The sequence below is a fragment of the Bradyrhizobium hipponense genome, assembly GCF_008123965.1.
Lineage (GTDB): Bacteria > Pseudomonadota > Alphaproteobacteria > Rhizobiales > Xanthobacteraceae > Bradyrhizobium > Bradyrhizobium hipponense.
The window spans coordinates 90,186-101,851 of sequence record NZ_VSTH01000050.1 but is presented as its reverse complement, the minus strand read 5'-3'; the positions used below and the strand labels follow the sequence as shown (position 1 = coordinate 101,851).

Annotated in this window: 10 protein-coding genes; all 10 read left to right on the top strand. The window is 59.1% G+C overall.

The window, feature by feature from the left end; translation table 11 throughout:
• Positions 1-20: 20 nt before the first annotated feature.
• On the top strand, positions 21-983 hold the full coding sequence (locus FXV83_RS15740) for a helix-turn-helix domain-containing protein (protein ID WP_148740311.1): 963 nt from the start codon (positions 21-23) through the stop codon (positions 981-983).
• A 94-nt stretch (positions 984-1,077) separates the two neighbouring features.
• Positions 1,078-2,484, top strand: coding sequence for an aldehyde dehydrogenase family protein (locus FXV83_RS15735; protein WP_148740310.1), 1,407 nt, complete (start codon positions 1,078-1,080; stop codon positions 2,482-2,484).
• A 38-nt stretch (positions 2,485-2,522) separates the two neighbouring features.
• Positions 2,523-4,118, top strand: a complete 1,596-nt coding sequence (locus tag FXV83_RS15730; RefSeq protein WP_148740309.1) for a GMC family oxidoreductase — start codon at positions 2,523-2,525, stop codon at positions 4,116-4,118.
• Between the two features lie 1,269 nt (positions 4,119-5,387).
• Positions 5,388-5,678 (top strand): hypothetical protein, encoded by a 291-nt coding sequence (locus tag FXV83_RS15725; RefSeq protein ID WP_347341062.1) that lies wholly within the window; start codon positions 5,388-5,390, stop codon positions 5,676-5,678.
• Positions 5,679-5,786: 108 nt separating this feature from the next.
• Positions 5,787-6,293: an A24 family peptidase gene (locus tag FXV83_RS15720; protein ID WP_187435931.1), complete on the top strand. Its 507-nt coding sequence runs from the start codon at positions 5,787-5,789 to the stop codon at positions 6,291-6,293.
• 1 nt (position 6,294) lies between these two features.
• Positions 6,295-7,263, top strand: coding sequence for a Flp pilus assembly protein CpaB (gene cpaB / locus FXV83_RS15715; RefSeq protein WP_148740307.1), 969 nt, complete (start codon positions 6,295-6,297; stop codon positions 7,261-7,263).
• Positions 7,263-8,459, top strand: a complete 1,197-nt coding sequence (locus FXV83_RS15710) for a CpaE/TadZ family protein (protein WP_148740306.1) — start codon at positions 7,263-7,265, stop codon at positions 8,457-8,459. Before cpaB ends, FXV83_RS15710 begins: the two co-directional genes overlap by 1 nt.
• A complete protein-coding gene (locus tag FXV83_RS15705; RefSeq protein ID WP_148740305.1) occupies positions 8,456-9,832 on the top strand; it encodes a TadA family conjugal transfer-associated ATPase in 1,377 nt (458 codons plus the stop codon). The genes FXV83_RS15710 and FXV83_RS15705 overlap by 4 nt, the downstream gene beginning before the upstream one ends.
• Complete coding sequence (locus FXV83_RS15700; RefSeq protein WP_187435930.1) at positions 9,829-10,761, top strand: type II secretion system F family protein; 933 nt, start codon at positions 9,829-9,831, stop codon at positions 10,759-10,761. The genes FXV83_RS15705 and FXV83_RS15700 overlap by 4 nt, the downstream gene beginning before the upstream one ends.
• Positions 10,758-11,666 (top strand): type II secretion system F family protein, encoded by a 909-nt coding sequence (locus FXV83_RS15695; protein ID WP_148740303.1) that lies wholly within the window; start codon positions 10,758-10,760, stop codon positions 11,664-11,666. The genes FXV83_RS15700 and FXV83_RS15695 overlap by 4 nt, the downstream gene beginning before the upstream one ends.

The window sequence follows — 11,666 nt, the reverse complement described above, 5'->3', positions numbered from 1 at the left end:
CGCTTCCAGGGGAGGGGCGCATGCAGCTCCAGGAGTTTAGCAGCTGGACTCCCGAGATCTGGAGTCCTGCTCCCTTCGACGAATGGAGAGACAAGCTGCAATCCGTCTGCGGCCGATTCAATCCGTTCGGGCGGCAGGAGCATAGCGTCGTCAACGGCGGCGTCGTGCTTCGCGATGCTGCCGGCATGGAGATCGTCCAGGTCGCGACCGACGTCGAAGTGGTTCGCCGCGAGCAGAACGACATTCGCCTCGACTACGGTGAGTATTTCTTCCTTCTGGTCCAGCTGCAGGGCGTGTGTGGGATCGAGCAGCAGGGACAGCAGAGCATCATCGCGCCCGGGGATTGCATCCTGGTCGATTCCTCGCTGCCGTCGAATTTCTACTTCAATGGACAATTCAGCAACCACTTGTCCGTCCATCTGCCACGGCAGTTGCTGCTCGCGGAAGAACCCAACGATTTCGACGTATCCCGGCGGCTCGGCGCCGAGGATCCGATGTCGACGATGCTGCGGGCGCTTGTCGCCAAGATGCTACAGATGCCCGCCAGCCACAAGCGATCGGTGGAATTGCGGAAACTGCTGTTGCAGGCGACGCGGCAAGCGTTCGCAGCGGATGCACCGAATGCGCCGCTATGCCCAAAGGAGCGCGCGTCTGGCCGACTCGAATTCGCGCGGGCTCTCGTCGACCGTCACCTCACGGCCGAGTGGTTGACGCCGCAGTGGCTCGCCAACCGGCTCGGCGTTTCCATGCGCACGCTTCAAGAAGACTTCAATGCCGTCGGGACGACCGTCACCAGCTTCATCCGCGATCGCCGGTTGCGCTTGGCAAAGGAACGGCTTGTGGAGAAGCAGCGCCGCGGCGCCGATCAGAGCACAACCATCGCCGAGATCGCCTTCTCGTCCGGCTTCAACGATATTTCCTACTTCAACCGTTGCTTCAGGAAGGCGTTCGACTGTTCGCCAAAGGACGTCGTGCGCAAATAAGCTTGCGCTTTCGTCCAATTGAAGCTGCGCTCTTTTCCAAGACAGCCGACGCGAGATCGTCTTTGCTCGACCGTACAAGTTGGGAGAGCATTGCATGCAGCGCTGGGGCTTGCTTATCGACGGTCGCAAGGTCGAGACTGACGATTTTCAGGAGGTGATCAACCCGTCTACCGGCAGCGTTGTCAGTGCTATGCCGGTTGGCCGTGCGAGGGATCTTGACGCTGCCGTGGCGGCCGCGTCAAAGGCCTTCTCAGTCTGGAAAGAAGTTCCTGATTCCCAGCGCGCCGAAGCGTGCCGCGCGATCGCGAAGACAATCGACGCCCATTCCGAGGAACTGGCGCGCTTGCTCACTCTCGAGCAGGGTAAGCCGATGAATGGGTTGGGGTCGCGGTTCGAAATCGGCGGTGCGGTCGCCTGGACACGATACACCGCCGACTTGTCCCTGCCGGTCGAAGTCTTGCAGGACGGGGCCGAGGGGCGCGTCGAGCTTCATCGAAAGCCAATTGGCGTGGTCGGTTCGATCACTCCCTGGAATTGGCCCGTGATGATCGCATGCTGGCATATCATTCCGGCGATACGCGCGGGCAATACGGTCGTCATCAAGCCTTCGCCATTGACTCCGCTTAGCACAATCCGGCTCGTCGAGCTCATCAACGAAGAACTGCCGCCGGGCGTGGTGAACGTCGTCACGGGCGAGAACGAAATCGGCAGCCTGATGTCGTCGCATCCTGGGATCGCGAAGGTGACCTTCACGGGGTCGACCGCGACGGGACGCAAGATCATGCAGAATGCCGCAGGCACGTTGAAGCGGTTGACACTGGAGCTCGGCGGCAATGACGCCGGAATCGTGCTCCCGGACGCCGAGCCGAAGAAGATCGTCGAGGGCCTATTCTGGGGAGCCTTCATCAATTGCGGCCAGACCTGCGCCGCGCTGAAGCGCCTATACGTTCACGACAGCCTCTACGACGAGGTGTGCCGCGAACTCACGGCCTATGCGAAGCAGGTCGTCGTCGGCGACGGACTGTCCGACAGCTCTACGCTCGGTCCGGTTCAGAATCGCCGCCAATTCGAGATCGTTTCGTCGTTCGTCAAGGAGGCGCGCGAAAAGGGCGGTCGTGTGCTGATCGGCGGAGATCCCGCAGATGGACCTGGATGGTTCTACCCGGTGACGCTCGTTGCCGATGTGGATCATGGCTGTCGCCTCGTCGATGAAGAGCAATTCGGACCGGCACTCCCGATCATTCGCTACAGCGACCTCGACGAGGCGGTCGAGAAAGCGAACTCGAGTTCCATGGGGCTTGGCGGCTCTGTTTGGGGTTCTGACCACGAAGCTCTGAAGCAGGTCGCGCAACGGATCGAAGCCGGTTCGGTGTGGATCAACAAGCACGGCGCAATTCAACCCAACGCACCGTTCGGCGGGGTCAAGCAGTCGGGCTTCGGTGTCGAATTCGGCCTCGAAGGACTGAAGGAGTTCACTGTCGTCCAGACCGTGTTCTGCTGACGCAGGCCGGAAGACGATCGTCCTTCGGGGGAGGGGATATGCAGGAATTCGACTATATCATCGTGGGCGGCGGCTCAGCGGGATGCGTTTTGGCATCGCGCCTGTCGGAAGATCCGCATGCCCGCGTCTTGCTCATTGAAAGCGGGCAACGTGACACCGACAAATACATCCACATCCCGGCGACCTTCTTCAAGGTTCTCGAGAAAGGACGAGACGCGCTCTTCTATGCGTCCCAGCCTGAGAAGGGACTGAACGGCCGTCCCTCCATCGTACCCCAGGGCCATGTGCTCGGTGGCGGCAGTTCGGTGAACGCGATGGTCTACATTCGCGGGTCGCGTCAAGACTACGACACGTGGGCGCAACTGGGCTGTCGCAACTGGAGCTATGACAAGGTGCTCCCCGTCTTTCGCGATCAGGAAGGCAACAAGCGGCTTTGTGGAGAATACCACGGCGTCGATGGCGAACTGACCGTTTCGGACAGGGCCTATGGCCACCCGCTGTCCTGGGCCTTCATACGGGCCGCTCAAGAGGCCGGCATCCCCTACAACGAGGACTTCAACGGTCCCCGGCAGGAAGGTGTCGGCTTCTATCAGACCACCACCAGCAGCGGCCGCCGTCGCAGTTCTGCCGAGGCCTTTCTGCGCAAGGCAGAGGGTCGTTCCAACCTGGCGATCAGAACGGCAACCCGAGTCCACAAGGTTGAGTTCGAAAGCAAGCGGGCCGCGGGCGTCCTGCTCGAAGACGGATCGCGGATCAAAGCCCGGCGTGAAGTGATCTTGACCGCTGGTGCGCTCGCTACGCCCAAGATCTTGCAATTGTCCGGCATCGGGCCCGCCTCCCACCTACGCGAGCACGGAATCGATGTGGTTGTCGATCTTCCGGGTGTCGGCGAAAACTATCAGGATCATCTGGAAGCGACCGTCCAGTGTGAAACGAAAGACCCGATCTCGATCTTCGGGGAAGACAAGGGCCTCCGCGCCGCCTCGCATATGCTGCAGTATCTCCTGACCAAAACCGGGCTGTTGACGTCGACCGTTGTCGAGACAGGGGGCTTTGCCGATACCGCCGGTACAGGAGAGCCTGATGTTCAGTTTCACGTGCTACCGACCTTCGTCGGGTTTGCCGACCGCATGGCGGAGCCAGGACACGGTATTTCAATCGGTCCTTGCGTGCTGCGTCCCCAGTCGCGCGGGTCGGTCCGCTTGCGCTCACCAAATCCCGCCGATAGCGCGTTGTTCGTTGCGAACTCGCTCGCTGAGCAGGCCGACGTGGAGACGCTCGTGCGAGGCGTGCAGCTTGCTATCCGTATCTCGGAGGCCCCTTCGCTGGCTCGCCTGGTGAAGCGGCGCGTTCTGCCGAAGCCGGGTCTGGAACAAGACGTCGAGGCACTCCGCGACTACGTGCGATCAATCTCAAAGACCGTATTCCATCCCTCAGGCACCGCGAAAATGGGGGCGTCTTCGGATGCGATGGCGGTCGTCTCGGAGGACTTGCAGGTGCGAGGTGTGGAAGGGCTTCGTGTCGCGGATGCGTCAATCATGCCGCGTCTCGTATCCGGCAACACCAACGCGCCGACGATGATGATTGGCGAGCGAGCAGCTCGGTTCATTTTAAGCAAGGACGTCGCAGCATAGCAACTACGGCGCTTCAGACTGTAGCAGATGTGGTTTGGTAGCCTTTCATGTCGGAGGATAATCTCGACATCGCGCATCAGTGTAAATCGGCGTAGGGTCATGCCGTTGCAGATGTCGTCAGTAACGCTCTGAAAGAAATCAAGTACACCAGTCAAGATGGGGGCACCATCGGCGCCGATCGGGACCCCGCCGCGACGTAGATTCCTCTATTCACGTCAAGCAATTGCCGGCGTTAGCTGAAGGGGCTTTGTTCGGGGCCGATTAACAATCAAGGGCAGACGACAAATTTCCGTACGCCGGGCGGAGGGTTCGCGCCCGTTTTCGTGTTGTAGCGTTCGGTGGATGAATTTTTGCTTCTTGCCGGGCTCCGCGTCGAACACACTCTGGTCAGGTGAGCCAGGATTGGACATTTTTTGTGACTGGAGCAGCTGGATAGCGCAAAAAAATCCGCGGCATCTGGCGCACTATCAAGGCGCCGCTACCAAGGCAGTGCAACGAGCACTCCGATCGTGCGACGAATGCCCATTTTCGGCCGGATAAGTCCAGGGATGCGAACGCCAAGTCATTTCTTAACCCGTGGCTGTCTCTTAATCAGCGGGTCCCAGGTTCGAGCCCTGGTGCGCCCACCAAGCTTTTCAATGGCTTGGATCCCCTTCGCGACGACCATTCCGACAAGTGGTTAGCGGCTATCTCGGGAAACCGGATGCTCTTGTTGGTTCCCGCTATGCTTCTTAGTGCCTGAGATCAGTTGCCTGCATGTGCATTTGCCCAAGTCGGCAGTTGTCGCTCTGATTGGTACGTGAGATCGCCATCGGTGGAATCATGTGCCGCAACGTAGGTCTTCAGAGCCTGAAACTCCTCGCTCGTTGTGTCGCTTCGTTGCCCGCATGGCGATCGCCGTTGCGCGATTTCCTTCAAGCCTGCCGGCATCGGTGCTGCTTCCGGGCGCATGTACAAGATTGGCCCAGCGCGCGAATTTAACATCGGCGATAATCAATGAGCATAGGCCGCCGGGACGTTTTGCGCATTCTGATTATACCGTTATGATAACCACCTTATTATTCCGGTGCGCATCCCGGTTCTCTGCCGTGGCCTGTTTTGGTTTCGACGTTTTAGCCAGCCGTCTTCCTTGTTTTTGCGAGGTTTTTCGTGGGCTTGCGCGACATTGCATGGTCGGTAGGTTTATAAATTAACGCCAGAATAGTTAATTGGAGGAGTATTCAATATTTAATATTGACTAGCATTGATATTTAATGAAGTGTTTACGGAGTGGCTGGTCATCGTCCGCAGCCGCTGGAAATTACCAAGGGTGTTCAAATTCATCTCGAAGGAAAGGCTTTCCCTATGTTGCGCTATTACATCAAGACCACCGATGCCTTGAAGCGCCTGCGCGCAGACCAGGACGGCGTGGTGTCGTTTGAGTACATCATCGTCGCGGTTTGTATCGTTGGCGCGGTGGGTGCTGTGTTCGGCGGTGGAGCTGGTGGTCAGATCGGCGCTGCGCTGACGACCGGGATCACCGCTATTACCACCGCTTTCGCTACTGCGATCGCTGCTTGATACGGCCATCTAACCCCAGAGGGGGGCAATCCAAGGCGCCCCCCTCTTGTTAGTGTGCCCCACTTTTTCCTGCTTCTTGCGCGTTCCACCTTTTGAGGCGTGCATTTTATGAATTGGATTGCTCCCGCAGCCTCGATTCTGGAAATCCTGCTGTTGCTATACGTCGCAACGATCGATGTCGCGACGCGGTTGATCCGAAACGAATTCTGTCTGGCGCTGGCGCTCCTCGGGATCGCTGCTCAATTGACCATCCCGATGGAACTTGCCCAATCACTGATATCAGCTGCGATCCTGTTTCTGCTGCTGTTGGTCATTTACACGCGGGGATGGATGGGCGGCGGCGATGTCAAGCTGCTGGTTGCCCTGGCGGTTGGTCTCCCGCCGACCGGCGTGATGCAACTGCTGACCATCACCGCCCTGGCCGGCGGCGTTCTTGCCCTGGTGCATCTGATGATGCGTCACCTGCCATATCCGAGGTTGGCGCCCGCCGGAGCGTCGCTCGCACGCCGGGTCTACGCGATCGAGCGTTGGCGCCATTTGCGACACGCCCCGCTGCCTTACGGAGTTGCGATCGCTTGCGGCGGTATTTGGACCATTGTGAGCAAAGGATTATGAGATGTCATCCGCGTTACGTCTGTCGATCATCATGGTACTTTTGCTCGCAACCACTGCGTTCGGGCTGATTGCCTATAACATGAACCTGCCGAAGGCGCAGCCTCCGGCCCCACTACAAGTCACAGAGACGACTCCGGCGCCGGCGGCGCCGCCAACCGCCGGATACTTTGTTGCGGCACGTCCCTTGCCGAAGGGGACATTGGCCCGCGAAGAAGATTTCACCGTGCGGTCGGTGCCGCCGGAGCGCGTTCCTCAGGGGGCTATCCTTGAAACGCCCGAGTCCAGGGCCGGACTTCCCGGTTCTCTCATCCGCAAGTTCGTCGACGCTGGCAGCCCCGTCACATTGCAAGACATCCTTCGTCCCCGAGATCGGGGTTTCCTCGCGAGCGTCCTGGCGCCGGATAGCCGTGCCATCAGCATCAAGGTTGACGAGGAGTCGGGCGTCTCGGGCCTCATCAGGCCGGGTGATCATGTGGATGTCGTGTTGACCCAGGTCTTCGAGAAGGCCGATTCCGCGCGTCGCGCTCTTAGCGAAACCGTTCTGCGCAATGTTCGAGTGATCGCGATTGACCAGGAGCTCGTGCAGGGCGGCGGGCGACCCATTAGCGGGATGGCAGGTAAGCAAGCGCAAACGGTGTCACTGGAGCTTACGCAGGAGCAGGTGAAAAAGGTCACCGTCGCAAAGCAGATCGGAACGCTCTCCCTCGCCGTACGGGCAGCAGTCGATCAGTGGGACAAGGCGGATACTGGCGCGATGTCCAGCTGTGATGTGTCGCCGGAGCTTGCTCGCCAGAATGCAATTGCCGGTCAGAGAACGGCAGTGGTCGTTCATTCGGGCGGTCAGGTGAAGCAATACACAGTCAGGAGACAAGACGAAGACGCTCTCGTCAGCTGCGATGGGTCGTCGGAAGTTGTCCGCCAGACTGCAACGGCCATGGGTTACGCTAACAAGTTGTCGGAGAAACGTTGATGAACATTGCCATAGCCACTCCGCCTGAAGAAGCGACATCGATCGTCACGCGTAACCGGATCGTCTGTTTCGTAAATGATGAGCTCAGCGCTGCGGCTTTGCGCAAGGGGCTCGAAGGTAGCAACCTATCGATCAAGCGCGGCACGATCCGTCATGCCATACGGATGCTCGAAACCGACACCGAATTATTCGCGTTGGTGGCGGACATCAGCGGAATCGATGATCCCTTCACCGAACTGGAAAGGCTGGCCGGCGTCTGCCCGCCCGATGTCCGGGTCGCTCTGATCGGTGAGAGCAGGGAGATCACCTTCTACCGCGCGCTCTTGGAGCTCGGCTTGACCGAGTACCTGCCGAGGCCGCTCACGCGGGACATGGTGCTGGACCAGCTGCGCCCGAAACTGATTGGCAACGTGACGCACAGTTCGCTTGATCGTGGCGGACATGTGATCTCGATCTGTGGTGCGCAGGGTGGCGCCGGCGCAACGAGTATCGCCATCAATCTCGCGCTGCAGCTGGCCGAGACCACCAAGGCCAAGGTTGCGCTGCTCGACCTTCACCTGCAAGGCGGCGAAACAGCTGTCATGTTGGGTGTTCAGCCCGGGCCAGGCCTGCGCATTGCGCTGGAAAACCCGATGCGTGCGGACACATTATTCCTTGAGCGCGCGGCAATTGAGGTCAACGAACGAGTTTGCCTGATTTCTGCCGATGAAGAACTGGATGCCCAGCTCGACATCACCGAAGCGGGCGTGAGGCACGTGCTGGGTCTACTCCGCCAACGGTTCAACTACATCGTTGTCGATGTACCGGTCCCGTTTCCGCCATCCATCCATCCGGTGATCACTCATTCTCGTCACGTCCTGGTGCTGCTCGAAGCCGAGGTGACCGGACTTCGCAATGCCCATGCGCTGCGCACTGCTGTCACTAACATCGCCGGCAAGGATCGGGTCTTTACTTTGCTCAACCGTGCCGATCGTGCCGGTGGCCTTCCCCGGGCTGCGATTGTCAAGGCTTTGGGCGCAGAACCAGACATGGTGGTACCCGATCTCGGCAAGGGGATGACCCAGGCGGTCAACCTCGGAATTCCAGCACTCAAGCACGTATCAGGACTGCGACGTCACCTCGCCCCGATCGTACGGGAGATCACGGGGCTCGGCGTCGAGCGGAAGGGACGGCTGAGGAGGCTGCTCGGATTATGAAGACCTTCGGTAGGCGCGACGACGATACGCCAGCTCATTTGCCGGCATTGACGCCATTGCCTGCGTCGACACCGAGCTTGCCTGCATCTGCGCCCAGGCACGAACCTTCGCCTCAGCGGCCCCTGCTGCCAGCCTCGCTGCGCGAGCGGGTCATCGAGCAGATTGAGCCGTCGGTTGCAGCGACTGTTTCGCGCGATGTCCTTCGGCGGCAGATCGAGGAAATCATCCATGGAATCGCCAACGAGGAACGACTTGAACTGTCAGGTCGCGAGCAGCTTCAGCTTGCGGACGAGATTGCGGACGACATGACCGGCTACGGGCCGCTGCGTCCGCTTCTGCTGGATCAATCGATCAACGATATCATGGTGAACGGTCCGAGTAATGTCTACGTGGAGCGAAACGGCAGGCTGGAACGAATTGCGGTCCGATTCCGCGACAATGATCACATCGCCTCCGTAGCTCAGAAGATTGCCGCGCAGGTTGGTCGGCGCGTCGACGAGTCCAGCCCGATGGTGGATTGTCGCCTGCTGGATGGCAGCCGCGTCAACATCATCCTCCCGCCGCTGGCGATTCATAGTCCGTGCATCTCCATCCGAAAATTTCCAAGCCTTCGTTTGGATATGGCCGGATTGATCGAAAACGGCTCAATGACCGCGGCCATCGGACAATTGTTGGAGGTCTCCGCCCGGTCTCGGCTCAACGTTCTGGTTTCCGGCGGTACCGGATCCGGCAAGACGACGCTCTTGAATGCGATGAGTCAGTTCATCGATCACAGCGAACGCATTGTCACGATCGAGGATGCGGCAGAATTGCAGCTTCAGCAGCCGCACGTGGTCAGCCTGGAGACCCGGCCTCCCAGTCTCGAAGGCACGGGGCAGGTGACACAACGCGATCTGTTGTGGAATGCCCTGCGCATGCGTCCCGACCGGATCGTCGTAGGCGAGGTTCGCGGCGCTGAAGCATTTGACATGCTGCAGGCGATGAACACCGGCCATGATGGTTCGATCTCCACGGTGCATGCCAACAGCACCCGTGATGCCCTGACCCGCATCGAAAACATGGTGCAGATGGGGCAGGTCAATCTGCCGTCGCGGGCGATCCGATCCCAGATCGTCGCTGCGCTGGATCTCATTGTGCAGGTCGAACGCATGCGGGACGGACAGCGCCGTATCGTTCAGATCAGCGAGGTAATCGGCCTGGAAGGGGAGGTGATCACCACCAATGACATCGCGGCCTTCGAGTACCAGGAGGAGGATGTGCATGGGCGGATATCGGGCACCTACAGGTGCAACCTTGCAACTCCGAAATTCAAAAGCCGTCTTGTCTATTTCGGGCTAGATGGAGCTTGGGCCGAGGCCATGAGGCAAGTATGATGCCGGAGTCCGTGATCGTCACTGTTCTGGCGCTCGCGATGTGCGCAGCAGCCGTTTCGTTGTGGCTCGACGCTCGGGACAGACGCATCGATCGCCAGCTGGCGGTTGCTCTGCCAGCCTCGCATCCAGCCAGCCTGCTGTCCATTCGCCGCACGGAGACCGGATCCCGGACTCTGTTCCTCCATCGTCTGGCCAATTACAATCCCGAGATACCTTACACTTGGCATCTGGCCTATGTGCTGCTCGCCGGTGCCTTCGCAGCGGCAGCAATCCTCTATGCGAATAGCCTGCTAGGATATTCCATTCTCTACGGGTGCATTGCCGCTGCAATCGCAGCCGTCATCGTGGTGCGGGGGCTGTTTGGATGGCAGCAACGTCGCGTCGCCCTTCAACTTTTTCGACAGCTGCCTGATGCGATCCAGCTGATCACAAGTACGGTTCGATCAGGTTTGCCCGTGCACGAAGCATTTCGCGCCCTCGCGCGCGACATGCCGCAACCAACAGCTGGGCAGTTTGCCATCGTATGCAGCGAAGTGAATCTGGGGAGACCTCCAGCGGAAGCTGTCGACGGCGTCTATCGGCGAACGCAAGTGGCAGAGTATGCGATGTTTGCGGTGACACTTGCAGTCCAGTTGAAGTCAGGCGGCAGCTTGGCCGAAACCTTGCAGAACCTGGGAGACACTGTGAGGCAGCGTGTTGCGCTAGCTGGTCGCGCCAAGGCGCTGGCAGGAGAGGTGATCTTTTCCTCACGCGCACTAACAATCTCGCCCTTAGTTGGAGGTGGAGTACTCTACGCGGCCAATCCGCAAACTGTTGATCTATTGTTCACTGATCCGGTTGGAAACAAGCTGCTGGCTTACGCAGTAGCCTCAGTGCTTGTCGGAGCCTTGGTGATAAGTTGGATGGTCAGAAGGGAAACACAACTATGACTTTTGGCCTCAGTCTGGTGGCCCTCACGGTAGCAGTCGGGACTGCGACCAGCCTGTTGATTATTCGCGAAATACACATTCGTACATTGGACGCACGGGTGGCAAACGCCGTGATGGGCGTTGCTGGCGGGTCAGCACCCTTCCAAGACGTGACCAGTTTGTTTTCATGGCTCGGCATGCGGTATCGCCGCTTCTACGCGGAGGAAAATCTGGATCAACTACGAACGATCCTTCAATCATCAGGTTTCAATCATCGTCGAGCATTGCCGACCTGGATCGGTGTCAAAGCCGTCAGCATGTTCCTGTGCCCCATCATCGCCGGGTGTGTCGCTCAGCTTTTCGGGAAGGCAATGACGGACGTGCTGGTCTTCACCCTCATTGGCGTGATGATCGGAATTTTGGGGCCGCGATTGATACTGGCGGTTATGAAGCGGCGGTTTGATGCTGCGATTCGACTAGGCACGCCGGATATGATCGATTTGCTGGTTGTGTGCAGCGAAGCGGGAATGGGCCTGGAGAGCGGGCTGGCACGTGTAGCGCAAGAAATGCACAAGACCAATCCCCCTATAGCCAGGGTCTTGAGCGGTCTTCTTGATGATCTCCGGATACTGCCAAGCCGCAGCGACGCATTCGAGAAATTAGGATCTACGTCAGATGGGCTTCGCCGATTCGGCACCATGGTCGCTCAAAGCCTGCAATACGGAACGCCGGTGGGCCAAGCTCTGCGGAGTATCGCTGTCGACCTGCGTCGAGAACGTATTACCAAGCTTGAAGAAAGAGCACACAAGCTAGGCGCCAAGCTGACCATTCCGATGGTGTTGTTCCTGCTTCCAGCCATGTTCGTCATTTTGGGAGGAAGTCCCATTCTGCACCTCGTGCGTTCGTTTGCCAGCTTCGGTAAGTAG

Excerpts from the sequence above, each read along its gene's own strand:
- FXV83_RS15730 (WP_148740309.1), top strand. The coding sequence starts at position 2,523 with ATGCAGGAATTCGACTATATCATCGTGGGCGGCGGCTCAGCGGGATGC.
- FXV83_RS15740 (WP_148740311.1), top strand. The coding sequence starts at position 21 with ATGCAGCTCCAGGAGTTTAGCAGCTGGACTCCCGAGATCTGGAGTCCT.
- cpaB (WP_148740307.1), top strand. The coding sequence starts at position 6,295 with ATGTCATCCGCGTTACGTCTGTCGATCATCATGGTACTTTTGCTCGCA.
- FXV83_RS15720 (WP_187435931.1), top strand. The coding sequence starts at position 5,787 with ATGAATTGGATTGCTCCCGCAGCCTCGATTCTGGAAATCCTGCTGTTG.
- FXV83_RS15705 (WP_148740305.1), top strand. The coding sequence starts at position 8,456 with ATGAAGACCTTCGGTAGGCGCGACGACGATACGCCAGCTCATTTGCCG.
- FXV83_RS15710 (WP_148740306.1), top strand. The coding sequence starts at position 7,263 with ATGAACATTGCCATAGCCACTCCGCCTGAAGAAGCGACATCGATCGTC.
- FXV83_RS15700 (WP_187435930.1), top strand. The coding sequence starts at position 9,829 with ATGATGCCGGAGTCCGTGATCGTCACTGTTCTGGCGCTCGCGATGTGC.
- FXV83_RS15735 (WP_148740310.1), top strand. The coding sequence starts at position 1,078 with ATGCAGCGCTGGGGCTTGCTTATCGACGGTCGCAAGGTCGAGACTGAC.
- FXV83_RS15695 (WP_148740303.1), top strand. The coding sequence starts at position 10,758 with ATGACTTTTGGCCTCAGTCTGGTGGCCCTCACGGTAGCAGTCGGGACT.